The sequence below is a fragment of the Microcoleus sp. N9_B4 genome (genome assembly GCF_036701635.1).
Taxonomy (GTDB): domain Bacteria; phylum Cyanobacteriota; class Cyanobacteriia; order Cyanobacteriales; family Microcoleaceae; genus Microcoleus.
In genome coordinates this window covers 81,931-101,893 of sequence record NZ_JAUBRC010000008.1, presented here as the reverse complement: position 1 = coordinate 101,893, position 19,963 = coordinate 81,931, and the positions used below count along the sequence as shown (strand labels likewise).

The 19,963-nt window shown below is 46.1% G+C and carries 16 protein-coding genes and 1 pseudogene; 6 read left to right on the top strand and 11 right to left on the bottom strand.

Annotation, left to right across the window (positions count from 1 at the left end):
- Positions 1-15: 15 nt before the first annotated feature.
- Positions 16-657: an isochorismate family cysteine hydrolase YcaC gene (ycaC, locus tag QUA43_RS07720; protein WP_333372418.1), complete on the top strand. Its 642-nt coding sequence runs from the start codon at positions 16-18 to the stop codon at positions 655-657.
- Positions 658-779: 122 nt separating this feature from the next.
- Positions 780-1,553, top strand: a complete 774-nt coding sequence (locus QUA43_RS07715; protein WP_333372416.1) for an antibiotic biosynthesis monooxygenase — start codon at positions 780-782, stop codon at positions 1,551-1,553.
- Between the two features lie 165 nt (positions 1,554-1,718).
- On the opposite strand, the gene QUA43_RS07710 is transcribed toward QUA43_RS07715, so the two are convergent.
- A complete protein-coding gene (locus QUA43_RS07710) occupies positions 1,719-2,696 on the bottom strand; it encodes a heme o synthase (protein WP_333372414.1) in 978 nt (325 codons plus the stop codon).
- Positions 2,697-3,011: 315 nt separating this feature from the next.
- Entirely contained in the window at positions 3,012-3,926 is a 915-nt protein-coding gene (locus QUA43_RS07705; protein WP_333372412.1) for a heme A synthase, read from the bottom strand.
- Between the two features lie 972 nt (positions 3,927-4,898).
- Between QUA43_RS07705 and QUA43_RS07700 the strand changes: the two genes are divergently transcribed.
- The 3 genes and pseudogenes from QUA43_RS07700 (at position 4,899) to QUA43_RS07690 (ending at position 7,219) form a co-directional block, all read left to right on the top strand.
- On the top strand, positions 4,899-6,332 hold the full coding sequence (locus QUA43_RS07700; RefSeq protein ID WP_333372410.1) for an ABC transporter substrate-binding protein: 1,434 nt from the start codon (positions 4,899-4,901) through the stop codon (positions 6,330-6,332).
- Between the two features lie 109 nt (positions 6,333-6,441).
- Positions 6,442-6,848: pseudogene (locus QUA43_RS07695) on the top strand (XisH family protein).
- Entirely contained in the window at positions 6,839-7,219 is a 381-nt protein-coding gene (locus QUA43_RS07690; RefSeq protein ID WP_333372408.1) for a XisI protein, read from the top strand. The pseudogene QUA43_RS07695 and the gene QUA43_RS07690 overlap by 10 nt, the downstream one beginning before the upstream one ends.
- A 294-nt stretch (positions 7,220-7,513) precedes the next feature.
- Here the strand turns inward: QUA43_RS07690 and QUA43_RS07685 are convergent, their stop codons facing one another.
- The 9 genes from QUA43_RS07685 to hflX all read right to left on the bottom strand — a co-directional run bounded on the left by QUA43_RS07685 (position 7,514) and on the right by hflX (position 19,664).
- On the bottom strand, positions 7,514-7,960 hold the full coding sequence (locus tag QUA43_RS07685; protein ID WP_333372406.1) for a hypothetical protein: 447 nt from the start codon (positions 7,958-7,960) through the stop codon (positions 7,514-7,516).
- 139 nt (positions 7,961-8,099) lie between these two features.
- Positions 8,100-10,601, bottom strand: a complete 2,502-nt coding sequence (locus tag QUA43_RS07680; protein ID WP_333372404.1) for a glycosyltransferase — start codon at positions 10,599-10,601, stop codon at positions 8,100-8,102.
- Positions 10,602-11,377: 776 nt separating this feature from the next.
- Complete coding sequence (locus QUA43_RS07675) at positions 11,378-11,959, bottom strand: hypothetical protein (RefSeq protein ID WP_333372403.1); 582 nt, start codon at positions 11,957-11,959, stop codon at positions 11,378-11,380.
- A gap of 166 nt (positions 11,960-12,125) precedes the next feature.
- Entirely contained in the window at positions 12,126-13,964 is a 1,839-nt protein-coding gene (locus QUA43_RS07670) for a CHAT domain-containing protein (protein WP_333372401.1), read from the bottom strand.
- Positions 13,965-14,072: 108 nt separating this feature from the next.
- Positions 14,073-15,212 carry a Gfo/Idh/MocA family oxidoreductase gene (locus QUA43_RS07665; protein WP_333372399.1) on the bottom strand — a complete coding sequence of 380 codons (1,140 nt, stop codon included), beginning with the start codon at positions 15,210-15,212 and terminating at the stop codon, positions 14,073-14,075.
- A gap of 271 nt (positions 15,213-15,483) precedes the next feature.
- Positions 15,484-16,443 (bottom strand): glutathione synthase, encoded by a 960-nt coding sequence (gene gshB, locus QUA43_RS07660; protein WP_333372397.1) that lies wholly within the window; start codon positions 16,441-16,443, stop codon positions 15,484-15,486.
- A gap of 67 nt (positions 16,444-16,510) precedes the next feature.
- Positions 16,511-16,774 (bottom strand): glutaredoxin 3, encoded by a 264-nt coding sequence (gene grxC / locus QUA43_RS07655; protein WP_333372395.1) that lies wholly within the window; start codon positions 16,772-16,774, stop codon positions 16,511-16,513.
- A gap of 488 nt (positions 16,775-17,262) precedes the next feature.
- Entirely contained in the window at positions 17,263-17,601 is a 339-nt protein-coding gene (locus QUA43_RS07650; protein WP_333372393.1) for a PEP-CTERM sorting domain-containing protein, read from the bottom strand.
- A gap of 467 nt (positions 17,602-18,068) precedes the next feature.
- Positions 18,069-19,664 carry a GTPase HflX gene (gene hflX, locus QUA43_RS07645; RefSeq protein ID WP_333372391.1) on the bottom strand — a complete coding sequence of 532 codons (1,596 nt, stop codon included), beginning with the start codon at positions 19,662-19,664 and terminating at the stop codon, positions 18,069-18,071.
- A 49-nt stretch (positions 19,665-19,713) separates the two neighbouring features.
- Between hflX and QUA43_RS07640 the strand changes: the two genes are divergently transcribed.
- A complete protein-coding gene (locus QUA43_RS07640; protein ID WP_263053573.1) occupies positions 19,714-19,839 on the top strand; it encodes a hypothetical protein in 126 nt (41 codons plus the stop codon).
- The last annotated feature ends 124 nt before the right edge of the window (positions 19,840-19,963 follow it).

Genomic DNA, 19,963 nt, shown 5'->3' with positions numbered 1-19,963 from the left:
TAGGAGAAATACCTCATGTCTACATTCAAATACAACCGTCTAGACAAGAATAATGCTGCGGTTTTGCTGGTCGATCACCAAACTGGACTGTTCTCACTTGTGCGTGATATTGGTGCCGCCGACTTCAAAAATAATGTGCTGGCGCTGGCAAGTGCAGCTAAATTTTTCAACCTGCCTACAATTTTGACAACTAGCTTTGAGCAAGGCCCCAATGGAGTCATCATCCCTGAACTGAAGGAGAAGTTTCCAGATGCTCCCTTTATTCCGCGTCCCGGACAAATCAACGCTTGGGACAACGAGGACTTTGTTAAAGCAGTAGAAGCAACAGGCAAGAAGCAATTGATCGTGGCCGGAATTGTCACTGATGTATGTGTTACTTTTTGTGCGCTTTCGGCATTGGAGGCAGGTTATGAGGTTTTTGTTGTCACCGATGCCTCTGGAACCTTCGATGAAGCCTGTCGCTATGCAGCTTGGGATCGAATGTCTCGTGCTGGAGTTCAATTGGTCAATTGGTTTAGCGTTGTGTGTGAATTGCACCGTGACTGGCGCAACGATATTGAAGGATTGGGTAGTCTCTTAGCAGGGTTTATTCCTGACTACAAAAACCTGATGACCAGCTATGCAGCAACGGCTAAGGCTGGATCTCCCAATAAGTAGTGAGAAAGCGCCTAGTTTATTTAGCTGGTGTGTAACTGAGTTAATATTGTCATCGCTAGGTTATTAATTTTACGTGAAGCATAGCGGTGACAAATACTTGGTTGTAAGTCACGTATAGGGTGTTGTTAATACCTCTTACGTCAAAGATTGTAAGTATTTTTCTAGTCATTTCATCTCATGCCCAACCTTCGCGATCGCATTCGTTAATCTCCCTTCTGTTTCAAGACGTGCTGCCGAAAATTGCCCAGCAATTTGGTGTCTCTAGGGTGGTTGTTCTGAATAAAACTTTTCTCTCAGTTAATTCTCTAAATTCTATGTTGGAAGAACCGTTGGCGAGCAATACCAGTGAAGAAAACTATCTAGTCACCGCTGTGATCTCTCATATCGTGAAACCGGGGCGCGAGCAAGGTTACGAAGCATGGTTTCATGGCATCGCCGCAGATGCACGAAAATCCAAGGGACATCTGGGTGTCAGCACTATTCGACCCCAACATCACGCTCATCCTGAGTACGTGGTCATTCTCAAGTTCGATTGCTACGACAATCTCAAGACATGGCTAGAATCTGATGTTCGGCGAGAGTGGATTGAGCGATTGCAGCCCTTGATTGAAAAGCCAGAAGATATTCAAACCCTGACCGGATTGGAAACCTGGTTTACGCTGCCCAATAAATCGATGAAGGCTCCACCCCCTCGCTACAAAATGGCGTTAGTTACATGGTTGGGAGTGTTTGTTACCATTTCTATTCTCAATCGTTTGGTGGTACCGCTACTATCAGGAATTCCTGCCTTGCTCATATCTCTGATGATCACAGGTCTCACTGTTATCCTGCTCACCTATTTGGTGATGCCGCGCTTAACACAATTATTTCGCAAATGGCTATATCCCATTCCATAAAGTAAACAAACAAAACCCGCTAGATGCGGGCTGAATTTTAAGAATTGCAATTTAACTCACTACTAGGACTTAGGCAGAAACCGGGTTTTTTAGCGAAATAGTGGATTTGAGACTTTAATACTGGTGAAAAACCCGGTTTCTTTAGTATTTATGGGTAAGTCCTAACTACATTACAACTGCACTAATCAAAGTTTGCACATTTTGTACAACAGCAGTAGTAAAGTTATGAGTCACAGGCAAACTGTCAACGACTATTCCGGCGCACAATAGCATCAGGTACAGAATAGAGTATTTGAAGAGCGATCGCGCAACAATCTTATCCTCTGGAGTCTGCAACAGCAACCAAGCTTTTTGGGCAAAAATAGCACCGAGGAAAATAGCTGTTCCCGCATACACCGCGCCGGCTAAATTCAGGGGATAAACTAGCAGCAAAGTTGCAGGAATCATCAATAGCGTGTAAATCCAAATTTGGCGGGCTGTCTCTTCGTCGCCCTCAATTACAGGCAACATCGGGACGCCTACTTCCTTGTATTCGTCGCGAATCATCATTGCTAACGCCCAAAAATGCGGCGGTGTCCACAGGAATATAATCCCAAACAGCAGCCACGCACCCCAACTCAAATCTCCGGTCACCGCAGCCCAGCCAACTAGCGGGGGAATCGCCCCTGCTGCACCGCCAATGACGATGTTTTGCACGCTGTGGCGCTTCAGCCAGTGGGTGTAAATTAGGACGTAGAAAACGATGCCTGACATTGCTAGCAATGCGGCTAATAAGTTGGCAACAACTGTGAGCAATGTAAAGGATATTGTAGCTAGGGCGATCGCAAATATCAAAGCATCCCGCTTCTTGACACGCCCCGAAGGAATCGGCCGCCACCGGGTGCGCTCCATAATATAATCGATGTCGCTGTCGTAAACACAATTAATCGTATTCGCCGACGCAGAAGCTAAAGCGCCTCCGGTAATAGTTGATACCAGCAATAGCGGATCTACTTCTCCTTTGGCGGCCATCCACATTCCTGCTGATGTGGTGATTAGCAGCAGTAAAATAATTCTGGGTTTTGTTAGTTGATAGTAACTTTTCACCACTTGCGAAAAGTTTTCGTGGAGGCGGGGGCTATTGTTTGTAAGAACTTCTTGCATCGGTTATTAGTTGTTAGTTGTTAGTTGTTAGTTGTCAGTTAGTTGTCATTGGTTCGTAGGGGCGGGTTTTACGATAGATATCTGCCGTAGCTAAAAGGATTAATAAACCCGCCCCCACCGACGAGTGATAAATCAGCCCTCTCTTACTCAAGGAATAGATAAATCTGCGTTTTATATCCTGTCCGGTTGATTCGTGCTTGTATGGGCGGGGCGGGTTTATGAAACTGTTGGCTTTTAGATCGAGAATCATGGTGAACCCGCCCCTACAAGACCTTGCACTATATAATAACGATGCTACCGGACATGATATTACTCTCAAGCTGATAAAACTCGATCGCGCCAAGCTAAAACACTAAAAGCTATCAGGGTTCCCAGCAAAGCAGCACCGACTGCTTGGTGGGCGACTGTCAGCGGTTCTACCTGAAGGTGCAGCCGGAAAGTTGCTAATCCCAGAACTAATTGAGCAATTAGGCAAACACTCGCCCAATTAGCCAGTTTTCGCAAATTTGGACTGAGTGCAGGCTGCCGCCAAGCCATGACTGCTACGGCTAAAGTCGCTGCTGTAGCTGGTACGATACCGGCGATGTGGCTGTTCATTACCGAGCACAATTCTGAGGAACTCAAACATTGGTGCAGCGCCCATCTAGAGCCTACTAATGCTCCTAGCAAACTTTGCAGGTAAACTAACAATGCTGCGATCGAACTTACCCAAGCTAATTTGCCGACATTTCCTGTAGCTTCGTAGGGAGTCAGCATGAAACCGATGACTAGCAGGGCGCCAAAAAATAGTAAAGCTGTTCCCAAGTGAGCGGTAACGATGTCAAATCTGAGCAGTTGTGTTACTGTCAAGCCGCCCAATACGCCTTGAAAAACGATTAAAAATAGTGCTCCGGCGCTCGCCCAAGGCAGCCATTTTGGCAGGTGGCTGCGGTAAAACAAAGATAGTCCTAAAAGTGCGATCGCGCTTAAGCCAATTGCTGCTGCGTCCAATCGGTGAAACCATTCCAGAAATACCTGCAAATTCATTTGCGCTGCAGGTATTAATTGACCGTAGCACAGCGGCCAGTCGGGGCAAGCTAGCCCCGCATTCATGACTCGCGTGGCGCTGCCTACAGCCATTAACAGCCAGGTTGCGATCGCAATTTTCCACACTAGGCCGCGGATAATATTTTGTGGCTGCCACTGCACTCCTGCTGCTGCGTTTGGCTGATTTAAAACTGAGTTTGCCATGAACTTTACCTTAGCCTTTGTTATCGATCGAACTTAATGAAATAGCGAGCTTTTACTTTTGCTGAGCTTAGCGGAGCTTAACACTCTTTTTCTGTGACAAACCGTCATCTATACTACCTTAGCTACATCGCAATCCAATTAGTTTGTCTTTAGATATTTTTCAACTTTCCTCTTTACATTACAAAGTATTGCAGCTATTTTTATAAATTTCAACAAACTTTAATTATTTTACCCAACCCTTTGCTGTTACAGCCTCCCTCCCTGTCCCCATCGCGGAGAAAAATAAAGATATGATTAAGAAAAGCTTTTTTTCAAATGTTTATGATATATACCCAACTTGAACGTAAAAATTTGTAACTAAATACAGGACTGAAGAGTTACCCCCTAGGTGTTATTCAAGGTAGTTCTCAGGTTTACTCACCTCAGATTGTATAATTCAGTTCCAACACTCAGCGTTTTATCTAATCCACCAGCTATCATTTCTTGCCTGCTTAACTAAATTTGGAATGGAGGAAGTGGTGCTCTTGCAGGGTAGGGTTGACTAATCTTTGAAGCGGTAACTTATAAAAATTCCTGCACTTTTCTGGTGGAACCACCTTGAAAGCATTCAGACTAAAGAGTGCGATCGCCCGGATTTGACTATGCCAATGTTACTGAATTATATCAGATCCGGGCGATCGCATATAATAAGGGAGTAGTGACTACTGAATTTTAGGCTGGCATGGTGCCTCAGCTCCCAGAGCATCAATTGATAGATCCAATCACCCTATCTGACGCACGCTACATCAATTCGCGATCGCCCAGTTAAAATCACTTTTTCTCCTTGGTCAATGTTTTTTCCTCGACCCTAATGACTAATGACTAATGACTAATGACTAATGACTAATGACTAATAACTAATGACTAATAACTAATGACTAATAACTAATGACTAATGACTTCGTTATTTCAAAAATCTAAAAAGGTAAAATTATGTCACAAAAAAATGAAACTGGTGTTCTCATCTTATCCCTCCTAATTACGATCGGGCTAGCCGGTGCAGGTATTTGGTGGCTGACAAGCCGAGGCAGCATCAATCTCGGAGGTTCATCACCCCCAAATCAGACAATTTCTAAGTCTCCGACGGGGAATTCGCCGCAATCAGAGCAGGCAATTGGGCAGCGTCTGAGCGCGGGGAACAAACTGTTAATTGCGGGGGGAGCAACAGCAAAAAAACAAGAAGCTGTAGGGGCGATCGCATCTGGCAACTATAACGCAGCTATTTCCGACTTACAAGCTTCGCTAAAAACCAATCCCAACGATCCCGAAGCCTTAATTTACCTCAACAACGCCCGCATCGGATCTCAAAAATCCTACACAATTGCCGCCGCAGTTCCCATTGGCAGCGATATCAATGCTGCTCAAGAAATTCTGCGGGGGGTAGCTCAAGCTCAAAATGAAATTAACCAAAGCGGCGGCATTAGCGGCACTCCCTTAAAAGTGCTAATTGCTAACGATGACAACAACTCAGAAATGGCGGCACAAATTGCCAGTGCTTTGGCAAGTAACTCGGAAATTTTAGGAGTAATCGGGCATTTTGGTTCAGATACGACGCTAGCAGCCAGCAAGATTTACCAGCAAAAACAATTAGTAGCAATTTCTCCCACAAGTACATCTGTGCAGCTTTCAGGAGTTGCCAAAAATATATTTCGGACAGTGCCGAGCGATCGGTTTGCGGCTAATGCTCTTTCCCGCTATATGGTGGGGAAATTGCAAAAGCAAAAAGCTGCTGTATTTTTCAATTCTGCTAGCAGTTACAGCAAATCTTTAAAAGATGAATTCACGACGGCTGTTTACGGAGATGGAGGACAAATAGTAGGCGAATTTGACTTTGCTAATGGCAATTTTAATGCCGCCGATAGCGTTAAAAGTGCGATCGCCCAAGGAGCAGAAGTGATTATGTTAGCATCCAATTCAGACACGATCGACCAAGCTTTGCAAGTAGTGCAAGTAAACGCCAAACGGCTGCCATTACTAGCGGGAGACGGTGCTTATACTGCTAAAACACTGCAAATCGGTGGCGCAGGAGCAACAGATATGGTGCTGGCGATTCCTTGGCACATTCTTGCAGATCCGCAGTCGAACTTTCCCCAAACATCCAAACAACTTTGGAATGCTGAAGTAAGTTGGCGCACAGCTTTAGCCTACGATGCGACGATCGCCTTAATTGTCGGTTTAGGGCGCAATCCCACTCGTACAGGCATTCAACAAGCTTTATCCGCGTCAGATTTTTCGGCAAATGGAGCATCGGGCCCGATTCGGTTTTTACCTTCGGGCGATCGTAATCGAGCAGTTCAATTAGTAACAGTTAAACCCGGAAATCGCACCAGTTACGGTTACGAGTTTGTGCCGCTATCTGGTTTGTAAACTATTTGCGAGCGCGAAAGGTAGGTTATAATATTCAGTGGTAAGTTCTCTGGCTGGTCAAGCAGAAGTGATTACAAGATGAGTAGTTATCCGCAACTAGAAAACTTGTATGGTAAAAGATCGGTTTCATGGTGTTGTTAAGACTGCTTTAGAAAAGCAAGGTTGGCAGATTACGGCCGATCCGTATGAAATCAATGTTGATGATGTAGATTTTGAGATTGATTTAGCGGCGAACTGTTAGCCGCCCAGCGAGATCATCAGAAAATAGCTGTAGAAGTTAAAAGTTTCATTAGCCCATCGAATGTTTCAGATTTTCATACTGCATTGGGACAATTTCTCAATTATCGCGATGCGCTGGAAATGATGGAACCCGATCGCCGTCTCTATCTAGCGGTGCGAGTGCCAATTTAGGAAAGTTTCTTTCAACGACGGTTTATTGTGGCTGCGGTTCAGCGATATCAACTACGATTGATGATTTATGATGTGCAACAGGAGGTTATTGTTCAATGGCTATAGAGCAATATCGGCAATACATTCGTCATCTTCTTTCAGAACGGCGAGAGCGCATTTCGATACAACGCAACGCGCAAGAATACGAAGTGCAAACCCTTTTTGATACTGAGCAAGATCATTATCAACTTCTGTATGTTGGTTGGCGTGGAAATAGACGCGATTTTGGCTGTATTCTGCATCTTGATATCAAGGGTGGAAAAATTTGGATTCAGCATGACGGTACTGAAGTCGGAATTGCGAACCAACTCGTCGAACTGGGAGTGCCTAAAGAAGATATTGTTTTAGCATTCCATGAACCCGATGTACGCCAGTTTACTGATTTTGGCACTGGGGAAGCGATTTGCGAACAATCGCCCTCAGTTTCTGCTATGTAAATTAGGTTTAACTTATTGATGATTAGGGATGATTTCTGTTGTTAACGTAAAATCTCAAATTTGACAGTTATGTCCCCAAAAATCAAGCTCCGGTTGTCATTTTGTCGCTGATGATGACGATCGCGATCGTAGGTACAGGTATTTTGTGGTTTCCAAGTCGCAGTGGCGCAAATATCCATATTCCAGCACCACCAACTCGTACTTTTCCTAATGCATCAACCCCTAAACCGCCATCGTCATCTCTCCGAATAGATGCACGATTTTTCAGAGAAAGCGGGTTATTTTCAACTTAGTTCAAAGAGGATTGACAACAAGAATACCTTTACCGGGACCTTCGTAAATTTCAACTCTAGATACTTGTCCGCTACCGGCATAAAATGTTACTCCGGCGAGTGATCGAGATGGCATTGATTGCCAAACACCGTCTTCTGAAGACACCAAATTAGTTGTGAATCCATCATCCCAGGTAATTGTAATTTGGTTGAGACTCTGCTTGATTGAGCAGCCGATCATTTGTGCCTGTGGTTGATTTTGTCCGTAAAAACTACATTGACCTTTATAATTTTTAGTAGAGCTACTTGTCTGGGCTTGAGCGACGATACCGAAAGTGGTCACAGATGCTAGGAGCAAATTTGTCACCAAAACCGCTTTATAAAACACAGATGACTTGAGTTTCATAGGTTCGGAATTTTTTACAAATATAACTGAATTTATGTTATCAAAAAAATTATATTCTGTCAATCAATTTTGGCTGTGCAAAAACGATTGAGCGGATATCGGAATGCCGTTTTCCGACAATCGATCGGGCAAGGAACACGGCAATGCCGTCTCCTGATTTATGGTAAGATTAATTCCGATGCTACCGGATTTGATATTAGTTCTAAACTTGCGAAACTCCGATCGGTCTAACTGACCTATTCCTCTCAAAAACAGCCCTCGGTTTCAAAGCAATTCTCAACAACAGCCACAGCGATCGCCATTCTCCCGGAGTTTCCTGCCGCTGCCACTGGCCCGGGCGACAGTACAGCATTTCGATTAAACAGCGGTGCTGGCTAATGTTCAGGCGATCGAACGCAATTCGCACAGTGGGAAATTCCACCAAACTGCACTCTTTTCCATCCCGAAAACTCGACTCCAACTGAGATTTATCGCTCACCAACTCAATCTTAGCCACAGGAATAAAACAGTTCTCTTCCATAATTTCCAGAGTCGCCGAATCGCAATCAATCAAACCTTTAGCCAAACGACGCTCCGTGCCCAGCTCAACAACAGACGGCGCTACCGATCTCATTGCTTTGACTGCCGCACTGCGAGGGAGCGCTTTTATTTTACCCTGCGATAAACTTGTCGGAACAGCATATTTTGGCAAAATCTCTGCTGGGGTCAAACTCTCTTTACTACCCTTACCTTTCACCGCAAAACTTGGCCACTGCGTCAGAGCAACTTCAGCGCCACTTTCCGAAATTACAGTGGTTACACCCCAAAAACTTTGACCGCCAATATTTAATTGTACAACCCGGCGTAAATTGAACCATTCGTAAATGTCCGGCTTAGGAATATCCACCAAAATCAGTAATGCAATCCCGATCATCAGCAGGTTGTAAGCGCTCCAAATCCATCCCAAACTTATGCCTTTTAACAAATCTGCCCTTTCTGATATTACCTGTAAGCTGCCCACATTTTTAACTAAATTAATGTTCAAATTGTGCCACAAACTGAATGCTGTAGCTGCAAACAAAACAATCAAAGGCCATCCCAAATTCCAGTTAAAACGAAAGCGATCGCTCGCCATTCCTTTTGGCGTCACCTGAAACCCTTTCCCAAAGGGATTCAGCATGGAACTCACCACCGTCACCGCTAAAGGAATACACTGGACGAACGAATAAATATCCGAAAGCAAAGCCGAGCCCGATCTGCGGTTCAGCCAAGAAAACACAGTAAGTTGCACCAAATAGTAAGGCAGGAAAAAGTACAGCAATTCCCGCGCACTTGCCCGCAAAGGAATTATGCCGAAAAATGAATAAGCTAAAGGTATCAACAGATATAAAACCTTGGTTAAACTGGTAAACCAGTGCAGCAATCCTTCCAAATGAGACAGCCTTTGTACGAATCTGAGACCGCGAATTGTTAAAGGATTGGAATCAATAAAAAATGCCTGAAGCGTGCCTCGCGCCCAGCGTAGCCTTTGATTTAGATGAGCTTCTATATTTTCAGCCGCCAAACCAGCACTCAATTTTTCATCTAAATAAACTAAGCGATATCCGGTTGCTGACAGCCTAATTCCGGTAAAATAATCTTCGCAGATTGAATCTGTGACCAAGCCTCCCGCTGCTTCTAAAGCACTTCGCCTCACTACAAAAGATGTACCGCAACAAACCACGCTGTCGGCGCTGTCTTTGATAATTTCAATTTGTCGGTAAAAGATTTCTTCTTCCGGCGCGAGCACATTTTCTAAACCTAAATTACGGGATATGGGGTCGTGGTTGTAAAAGCTTTGCGGTGTTTGAACGAGGGCGATTTCGGGATTTTGAAAAAATCCAACTGTGCGGGTTAAAAAGTTTTTAGTAGGAATAAAATCTGCATCGAAAACTACAATTAGTTCTCCATTTGTTAGGGCTGTGGCATGATTAATGTTTCCAGCTTTGGCGTGAAGATTATCGGGTCTAGTTATATACTCGCATCCCAGTTCTTTTGCCAGCAACTTGATTTCATGCCGCTTGGTATCGTCGAGCAAATATACTTTTTTGTTGGGATAATCTAAAGCTTGACAGCCGATTACACTGCGCCGTAAAATGAAAGCCGGTTCGTTGTACGTTGGGATAAAAATATCTACGGGCGGGGTGAAGTTTCCAGCTTCAACTGCAACTGCCATGCGATCGGCTTCTAGACGCCGATCTTTCATTCTCAGCATTAAATACAGTTGAATACTGGTGTTGAAAACCAGTAACATTTCTAGGAAAAACAGCCCCAAACTAAAGATACCGTTGAGGGGATCGGTTAAATTTAGAGTAGCGAGCGATCGCCATAAAACGTAGCGAATGGTTAAAGCCAGAACTATTGCAACTACCACAGCGCGCGACCATTTCTGCGGTTGAGGCGAAATTTTAATTGCAGCTAAAGCAACACAGACAAGCGCGATAGTCGGCACTAACAAATACATCTTGCTCGTAGCAGGCACTTGCAGCCACACAGGCGGGTTTTGCTGCCAAGTGTTGATTGTGGCAAAAATACCGCTGACAGTACCTTCACTGCCAAACCAGGCTGCGGCGATCGCACCTGCGAAAGCAACCGCCCCCAACACGACTAGCGTTGCCGTCGGCACCCGCGAAATCCGCCAAAAGCGGCGTTTCAAGTCTTGAAAATCAAATCTTGAAGTTGTCATAAAATAATTTTAAAGTCCCGATCGTGTATGCCACAGTAAGGGTTTCCTGCTGTCCACTTTTTACTTCAGTTGAAAATTCCGACACACCCCAATTACTCTCTTTACATTTTTTAACATTCTGACCATTGTATGATAATTCATCTTGCTTGCGGTTGCCAAACTGCTTAGCGAGTCCAAACCTGGCAAAATATAGCAGAAGGAAGAAGAAAGAAGGCTTTAGTTACCGAGGAGAGAAGTCAATCGATTTTAGATTTTAGATTTTAGATTAAAGAATTGAAGCATTGACCCTCCGGATAAATTGGGGGGCTTGTATCCTGGATGCTTTCGGTCAGAAGCAATATTCGGCAAGGATTTCAGCAATGTCCGTAACAGGCTTTCCGGCCTGTTCCATAATAAAAAATATTTCTTGTGGGCCGTTTCTGCGACGCCGCCCATAAAAATCTTACTAAAAATGCTGCCACATCTCAGTCATAAACGTCGGGCGCGTTTGCTATAGTTCCCAAAAAAATTACAGCAGTTCTCAATCAAGTGAGGTATGCCCTATGCCCTATGCCCTATGCCCTATGCCCTATGCCCGCTTATCAAGCGTGCACCTCATGTTACTGAGAAAGGCTATATCTTGTCTACAAATCAAATAGGATTGCTATATCAAAGCTATAGCAATCCCTAGGATTTAACAATTAGACGAATTTGACATCTAACTAAAGGTAGATTAATTTTATATTAATTTAAAAAAATTACCGCTATCCCAGCCCAAAAACCCAGCGATCCAAAAACTAATCAGCAACTTCTAATTGCGAGATTGCATAGCGGGCGACAGCCAAACTAACTCTAGCTTGTTCTATTTCCGACAATTGGGCCCAAGGTCTTTTAGTAGCCATGACCAATTCCCCCCCTTCCGAATCCACATCTCGCATCGCATAAGCCAAAGGACGTGCCAACACCTGCAAATCTTCCTCACCCCAGTGAGGCAAAATATCTAAGACGCACTCTACCATTTGGTCAGCTAAAGATTGATACTTAACAGTAGCGTTTTGCACGCTTTGAGCGATGCTGGCCAGAAAATCTTGAGGAACGCGAGCAAATTTTTCGCGCAAAGACTTTTGCAGAGCAGTCGTCAGCCAAACTTGTTCTAATTGGGAGAATAAAACTTGCGACTTCAGGGCAATATCGCTGTCGCTGAAGGAATCAGATAGCGCAAATTCCTGCTCTAGGGCAGTTAAATAAGATTCTGATTCAAGCTGTGCAGGATTCCAGGGATAAGCAACATCAGTCTGAACTATTGTGGCGAGAAGTTCCATCTGGGCCTGAGTTTGTGAGTCGCGAAAATATTCAGAATCAGAAGATTGGGTAGCCATGATGTAATACCTCAGGGGGAAAAGGAAAAGACAGAAGGGGGACTGTGCCAAGAGCTAGTTGCGAGCTATCAGTGGTAAATAACTCTTTAAAATTCAGACTGGAGACTCAACGCCCAGAACTTTGCTGTGCTACTCGCCGCTTGCCTTCATTAGCTACACCCGCATCTTAATTCGTTCCGCAATCAGTCTCACTGTAGCCCGAAGTTTTGGGAACCTCAATAGTGAACTCAAAAATCTGACCTTGAGAACTGCCAAATTTTAGCTGAGTCCCGCTGCGTAGCAGAAATTCTTGGTGGTGAACTCTCTGCCATCCCTCAGATCCCAAAACTAGAGTCCCGTAGCGAGAAAAATCGCGCAGGAAGTAGCTAGGTTCTTCCCGGCTATCTCCGATAGTGTTTCGGCAGAAAATCTCGGCGTGTTTTTGAGAAACCCACTGTTCTCGAATCACTACGTCATTTTCTTCCCAGCGTCCGACTCGAACCATACCCGCGCGAATCGGCCAAACCTGATTAATCGATTCGGTGGATTTGGCATTTGGTCGATCGCGCCCCCGCAAATAAGCACAAGACGGCAACCGTCCCAGCCAAGTAGAAGAATTTAAAGGTAACTCAGTTTTGAGGTCATCTACCGGCTCAGTTAGCTGACCGTCAAACTCAGGGTGCATATACAGCACAGGCAGCGTCCAAGCCGGTTGATTGAACTTGTAGATGGTCAATAACTGCTGTCTGGCGACGGCGACTGCCCGATCGATCGACATCCGCCCGGCCAAAGCTTGGGCAAAAGTTTGGATAAAACTCAGGGCCTCGCGATCGGCGATCGAGTCCCGCATCCCCAACACCGCAGGCACCCCGTGATGGATCAGTACCTCAGCCAAACTGCTACGGGCGATCGCCTGTTGCTGGCCGTTAGTTAAGTGCAACCTCTCCACCGCTGGCTGAGCACCCCAGCAGGCATTAAACACCGCCAGAGTCACGCGACACCGAACTAAAACCTGAGCCAGTTCAGTACCGTTAATCGCCGTTTCCGGCCCCAAAAACAGCAAGCCGCCGTCGGGGCCCGGTATCCCGTGGCCAGCGTAAAACAGAATGTTGTAAGCTTGCGTTTCCAGCCGCGAAATTAGTTCCGCCGGAGTAGGTTCGATCAAAGTATCGACGCGAGTCGGAACGCTGATGTCAAAATATTTGCCGCTGTCGTCGGTTTGAAAAGCACTTTCCAGAACGTCAGCTAGGGCCACTGCTTCTTCTTCCAACTGCAAATGACCGTTATTACTCTTGGAAAATTGAGAATTAGCACCGCCGCCGGGTTCTGCTTGTCCCAAAACTAGCAAAATGTTGAGCGACTCTGCAGGATGCAGGGGTGGCAAAGGTTCAACATTGCTGGTAGTGCGGCTAAAAAGCAATTGCTGCGACAGAGAAATTGCCGGTTGACCGGCTTGAGGCTGCATAATTTCCCAAGGTAAAGCAATTAAATACGGTTCGCGCAAGTCTACGCGCACTCGCAGGGGTAGATTTTGCCCGATCGCGATACCTTTACTTTCCTGGAGACTACCCTGAATCGGGCCTTCAAACAGCCACTGCCAAAGATTAATCCCCAAATGCTGCATCAGGCGGCTGCTGTAGCTTGCCGGTGGCCGAGGCGGATGCTGATCCCCTTTGTCGCCCCACCCTCGTTGACCGAGGTGGAGCGGCACAGAGGGCGTCGCTGGAGCGAGGTGGAGCGACTGAGGACTTTGTTGTTCAGTTTCTGCCAGTATATTCTGGTTGTTTTCCGGCGAGACGAAACTGCCATCAGGATTTAGGGGCAATTCGTGAATTGTCCCGGAGGGCGAAAACATTTCCTGCCAAGCTTTCCAAGATTGGGAGAGGGTATCGGGCCACATACAGTCGTGGTGAACGTACCCGCTGGGATAGGGAGCTTGTAGAACCCAAGTGGCAAAATGGTTTGCCCCAGCGGTTCTCAGGCGAGCGATCGCTATACTGAGGCAAGGACTTTCAGGGCGCGCCATTCACAACTACCGACTCTGGATATAGGGATTGATCGAGTTTATCTATTCGTAGTTTATCGGGTTTGGGGTGCGATCGAGTGCGTGAGATTGCTTTGGGACCTTTCACTTTTACTTAGTGCCCAAAAATTTATCTAAATTCGGTAAATCTACCCAAGTTCCCGTAGCATTCGACTCCTGGGTCAAATCCATCAACAACTGAGAGTAAACCCCTTCTCTGAGCGAAGGTATCAAAGATTTACCGGCATCTATTGCTTCTACCCACCTATCTACTACTCGAATAAACGGTGCAATTCTCCCGTCTGGATATACTTGAGGAAACTCCAATCTTTGAGGAATTTTGATTTCAGCTAAAGGTTCTCCACCTTGGGAACCCCACAAGCGAAATCCGTGGACGTAATCTTGCTGGTTGTCGCTTCCTAACACCAACGTACCCTTACTCCCATATATTTCCACCCAGTGTCCCCGCCCTTGATAAGTAACAGAACTCAAACAAACTTGACAAGGCGTTCCCCCAGCTAATTCCAACATCAACGTGCACGAATCATCTGCATCAACTAATTTTAATTTTCCCGAATCATTGGGATCAGGGCGCGCAGAAATTCCTGTAATCAATTGCCCAGAAAGCCTCTGCGGCGCGCCGAACAGCCAGCTAATATAATCAAAAACGTGAGAACCTGTCGCGCCCAAAACTCCGCCGCCTCGCTCTTTCTGCGCGTACCAATTCCAAGGGCGACTTGCATCAGCGCGGCTCGACACCAGCCAATCAATCTTAATTAAACGCTTTTCTCCCACATATTCTGCTGCCAATAATTCTGCTAGCATTTGCCATGCGGGGATGAATCGAAACTCAAAGTCCATTGTGGCAATTCCTCTCGAACCACCATTTTTAAAATCGGTTTGAGATTCGTTGTTTGCCAATCGGTAAAGTTCCCTGGCTTCATTTGCTGTCAGGGCTGTGGGTTTTTCTAATAATAAATGCTTGCCTGCTTCCAAGACGGTTTTTGCCATTTCATAATGCAAAAATGGCGGTGTGGAAATGCTGACGCCCGCTACTTCTGGGATCGCTACTATATCGGCGATCGAGTCGCAAGCGTAGGGGATATTGTGGGTAGAGGCGAGATCCTTTGCTTTGTCTAAATTCCGGTGATAAACAGCCACAACCTCTGTCCGGTGATGGGCCTGGAATCCGGGAAGGTGTACTTTTTGACCGAAACCGGTACCGACTACTGCAACGCCAATTTTTGACATAATTTTATAATTGTTGACTGTTGACTGTTGACTGTTGGCTGTTGGCAGTTTGTAGTTGGTAGTTGGCAGTTGGCAGTTGGCAGTTGGCAGTTGGCAGTTGGCAGTTGTTAGTTGTTATTTGTTATTTGTTATTTGTTATTTGTTATTTGTTAGCTGCGACCAATAACTAATGACCAATAACTAATAACTAATAACAAATAACGACTAATCAATGACTAATAACTCATCACTAATGACTACTGACTAATGACTAATGACTACTGACTACTGACTACTGACTAACTACCCATTCAATCACTTGTTTGCCCAAATTAACGCCGTCAAACAAGTCAATTTCTCTGATCCCTGTAGGGCTGGTGACATTAACTTCTGTGAGATAACCGCCAATAATATCAATGCCGACAAAGTACAGTCCGTCCCGTTGCAGCACGGGTTCTAACTGAGCGCAAATTTGCAGTTCGCGATCGGTAATTTCGGTTTTTGCGACTCGGCCGCCGACGGCCATGTTGCCGCGAAATTCATTGCCCGTGGGAATACGGTTGATAGCACCGATGGGCTTGCCGTTCAACAGTATAATCCGCTTGTCTCCCTCTTTGGCTTCCGGCAGATAAGTCTGAACCATCACTGGAATTTGCCCTTGTTGAGTGCTAATTTCGACCAGGGAGTTGAGATTGCGATCGTCCGCTTCCAAGAACAAAATCCCCTCCCCAGCTTTGCCGCCCAAGGGTTTAAGAACTGCTGCTCCTTTTTTCTCAACAAATTGCCGAATTACCTGCTTATTTTGAGAAACAATTGTCTCGGGAATCGCTCCCTCAAATTGCAAAGCATACATCTTTTCATTCGCCGCCCGCAATCCTTTGGGACTGTTCACTACCAAAGTTTTAGCCGGATCGATGCCATCTAGAAGGTAAGTAGCGTAGAGGTAAGGAATGTTGACTGGGGGATCTGTCCGCATAAATACTGCGTCCATTGCTTCTAGAGGCTGCAAAGTAGGCTGTTGTACCTGGTACCAAGCCTCAGTCGCCTCCCAGCGTCCCTCTACCACTTTTACTGGGGTGAGGGCTACCCGACTCAGAATTGCCCAGGTTTTGCCGCCGATGACGCTTAGTTCGTTGGCTTGAGTCGCCCAGACTTCGTGACCCAACTCTTGAGCTGCCTCCATCAGCGCTACGCTGGTATCGTGTCCTGGAATTAGTCGCGCGAGGGGATCGATGATGAATGCAAATTTCATTGTCAATTAAAATTAAGAATTGGTCGCAGGAAAATTTTGGCTAACGGAAAATTCGACAGGGAATGCCTCATTTTGCTGCTAGCAGCGGGTCTAGCTGGCCTTGAGCATCGAGTTTGTGGATTTCGTCGCAGCCACCTATGTGTTGGTCGTTAATGAATATCTGGGGCAGGGTGCGCCCTCCGTTGGCTCGATCGCTCATTTGAGCCCGTGCTGCTTCATCTCCGTCGATCGCGTACTCTGTAAAATCAATCCCTTTTCGTTTCAGCAGTGCTTTGGCACGAATACAAAACGGGCAGGTTCTCCAAGTGTAAATTTCTACTTTAGGGGTCATGGGACGCTCAAACAATAACAATATTTGTTAATTGTAATCTTAACCATAGTGCGGACTGTTTTTAGTTCCTAGGCTAAAACCCTCGATTTTTCGTTGGTAGCGAACTTGGCTTGGAGCCTTGAAACCCTTATTATACGGTTGACTCTCAAAAACTGTTGGAAGGATTGATCTTAACCAATCTTATTTTTATTTTTATATTTGAATTTTTATTATATATAGCAACATATAGCAACCTTATCTTTTGCACCGGAGGTTATTCATTGCTGAAACCCTTGCCGGGAAGTGAATTTGTCTTCTTCCTTCTTTTTATCCTGACTGAAGTCGCTATGGCTTTCTTCCTTCAACATCCGGCTCTATTTGCAGCGCACAAGCTAGGTGTCAAGTTATTTTTTATACAATTTTTGATTTTTTATATATTAAGTAAACAAATATCCACGCTTAAAAAAACGGAGACATTTTGAAGGCAAACAGGTTGGTCATCAGCCTGCCTAGCGCTGCGGACCAACCTGATTGTTTCGCTTTCTGCACGAACAAATCATACCTGCACCTGTCAGTAGGACTGCGATCGCAGTACCCGGTTCAGGAATAGAAGTTGCGTTTCTCGAAGGTGGGGTTCTGTATATTTGGGACAAACTCGGCTGGGTCGCCAATTGCGGGTCGGGTTCCGTTGGGGTTGATGCCGGCGTGGGGGCACAGGCAGTAGAATAATTTCCCGGCCCACACACATCTACTTGTGCTGAAGCCGGAGGGGCGGCAGCTAGATAGTAAAACGCTGTTGCCATTGTGGCAGAGAGTCCAATTGCTAGTTTTGCCAGTGGCGTACACATAACTATTTAGTTAAACAGTGGTAAAATCGAAAAATAGAAATAGTCTTAGAGATTAGCGCTGTACGACGGGCAAGGATTTTAGAGTTCTTACCATAAATGGATGTATTCTCTCGCGAACGTCTGTAAAAGATAGTATAGCGCTTGAGGTGAGTGCTCAAACACTTGAATAATAATATTATTCTCTTTCACATTGACATCGCCTACCGTGGTTGGCCCAGAGTGAAGCAACATCTTTTTGCAACCTCTGAACCAACAGCCGTTACAGCCATTAACAAAGAGTGTTTTTACCTTGACAGCGACATCGGGAAATTAATTATTTAACCGAGCGCAAAATCGAGCTGCTGTATTGTACTTTGCCATGCACAATCTGACTACTCTTTTATCATCTCATAGTTCGACTATATCTGTCCTCAGTATATGTACGTATATTCCCCCATGTCAACTATTCAAAAGGAATATTTAAGTATTTACCGAGGGTAGAGGGCGTATTGAATGAGCTGAGCTAGTCTGTCGCGGAGAGTTTCCATCCCAAGACCTTTGGCGGCCGAAATAAATACTGCTTGAGGAAATTCTTCTCGGGCGAGGGCGAGAGTATCTCCATCTACGGCATCGATTTTGTTAAAAGCTACAATGGCTGGCCCGGGAGTTACGGGCATATCGCTCAAAATATTCATGACCGATCGAATTTGGCTCTGCCACGCGGGATGGGAGAGATCGACCAGATGCAGCAAAGCATCGGCGTCAGTGACTTCTTCGAGGGTAGCCCGGAAAGCGTCGATCAAGGCGGGGGGCAGTTCGCGAATAAAGCCCACTGTATCTGTGAGGACGATCGATAGAGGTTCCCTGGTGACAGTGCCGGGAATGGTCAACCGTCGAGTTGTCGGGTCGAGGGTGGCAAATAACTGGTCGGCGGCATAGACTTCGGAATTTGTGAGCAGGTTGAGCAGAGTCGATTTACCTGCGTTGGTGTAACCAACGATCGCCACGGAGGGTACATCGTGATGATGCCGATTCTGCCGCAGCCGGAAGCGGTGGGCCAGCAGTTGATTTACTTCTTGCTGCAATCGAGAAATGCGTTTGGCGATCGTCCGCCGTTCGGTTTCTAGCTTAGTTTCCCCAGGGCCTCTGGTACCGATGCCGCCACCCTGTCTCGACATTGCCTGACCGCGACCTCTGAGCCGGGGCAGGGCGTACTCTAGCTGAGCGAGTTCGACTTGCAATTTACCCTCGCTCGATCGAGCTCTTTGGGCAAAGATATCGAGAATTACCTCTGTTCGATCGACAACGCGAATACCTATCTGAGTTTCCAAGTTCCGTATTTGTGCGGGCGCTAGGTCGCGATCAAATACCACGAGGTTAGCACTAATCGTCTGAGCGGTAAGAGAAATTTCCTGAACTTTGCCTTCGCCGACCACTGTCTGCGGATGGGGGCGCGATCGTTTTTGGCGCACTGTTTGCAGAACCTGACCTCCGGCGCTTTCAACCAGCCGCGTGATTTCTGCGAGCCCGTCCTCAAACTCCAACTGAGTCATGTGCTGAGTCATTACACCTACCAACAGCACTTTGTCTTGGTCTGCATCGACCTGCTTAGCGACAAACTCTGCTTGAAAATCTGCTTCGAGTCCTTCCACCAAATCCAGAAAGTCTTGGTCGGCGAGTTCGTCCAAATTCAGCGGTTCTGATATTTTCCAGGGAAAGTGTGGAGTTTGAATTAGTGACTTGGGAATTGAAGGCTCTTCTATTTCATCAGTTGAATCTGGTTCTAACTGAGCGCTCAAAACAGAGAACTCAAAATTTGGCTGATCTCCCTGGGGTATCAGGTGAGCGAGATAAGCTTCTTGGATGTAACCAGTCGCACCGCCGCCGCGGCGCTGAAATCCTCCCCCCGTCAGTGTCAGCCAAACCAGGGCGTCTAGGCGCTGAATTGCCATTGCTGTGAGGGCTGCTTCGCTTGGGGTTTCTGGCTTTAGGTGGGTGGCGATGCAGCGAATGCCGCTGAGGCGACCTCCCCCGTAGCGGGGCAATTCTAGGGGCGCAATCTGCGTTTGCCGGGGTGAACCCACGCCGACGCGAATTACTTGTCCGCGACGGTTGATGTAGGTGCAGATTGGTTTGTCTATTTCCGTGCTGATGGCGGCGACGCGCTGGGCGAATTCTGCAGTGGTGATGCGATCGCCCGGTAGTCGCTGGTGGTACAGCTTTTCGAGTTGCTTGAGCTGGCTGGACTTTAAACCTTGAAGATTGCCGTAGATGGTTTCGATAACTGTTTCTCCCGATCGATCTGTTTATCTCCTATTTTAATTAACTCCCGCGCGATGTGTTCGGCTTTTGAGTTGAAATTTACTAAATTTTCTTGCTTCTA

Excerpts from the sequence above, each read along its gene's own strand:
- ycaC (WP_333372418.1), top strand. The coding sequence starts at position 16 with ATGTCTACATTCAAATACAACCGTCTAGACAAGAATAATGCTGCGGTT.
- QUA43_RS07710 (WP_333372414.1), bottom strand. The coding sequence starts at position 2,696 with ATGCAAGAAGTTCTTACAAACAATAGCCCCCGCCTCCACGAAAACTTT.
- QUA43_RS07705 (WP_333372412.1), bottom strand. The coding sequence starts at position 3,926 with ATGGCAAACTCAGTTTTAAATCAGCCAAACGCAGCAGCAGGAGTGCAG.
- QUA43_RS07700 (WP_333372410.1), top strand. The coding sequence starts at position 4,899 with ATGTCACAAAAAAATGAAACTGGTGTTCTCATCTTATCCCTCCTAATT.
- QUA43_RS07690 (WP_333372408.1), top strand. The coding sequence starts at position 6,839 with ATGGCTATAGAGCAATATCGGCAATACATTCGTCATCTTCTTTCAGAA.
- QUA43_RS07680 (WP_333372404.1), bottom strand. The coding sequence starts at position 10,601 with ATGACAACTTCAAGATTTGATTTTCAAGACTTGAAACGCCGCTTTTGG.
- QUA43_RS07675 (WP_333372403.1), bottom strand. The coding sequence starts at position 11,959 with ATGGCTACCCAATCTTCTGATTCTGAATATTTTCGCGACTCACAAACT.
- QUA43_RS07670 (WP_333372401.1), bottom strand. The coding sequence starts at position 13,964 with ATGGCGCGCCCTGAAAGTCCTTGCCTCAGTATAGCGATCGCTCGCCTG.
- QUA43_RS07665 (WP_333372399.1), bottom strand. The coding sequence starts at position 15,212 with ATGTCAAAAATTGGCGTTGCAGTAGTCGGTACCGGTTTCGGTCAAAAA.
- gshB (WP_333372397.1), bottom strand. The coding sequence starts at position 16,443 with ATGAAATTTGCATTCATCATCGATCCCCTCGCGCGACTAATTCCAGGA.
- grxC (WP_333372395.1), bottom strand. The coding sequence starts at position 16,774 with ATGACCCCTAAAGTAGAAATTTACACTTGGAGAACCTGCCCGTTTTGT.
- QUA43_RS07650 (WP_333372393.1), bottom strand. The coding sequence starts at position 17,601 with ATGTGTACGCCACTGGCAAAACTAGCAATTGGACTCTCTGCCACAATG.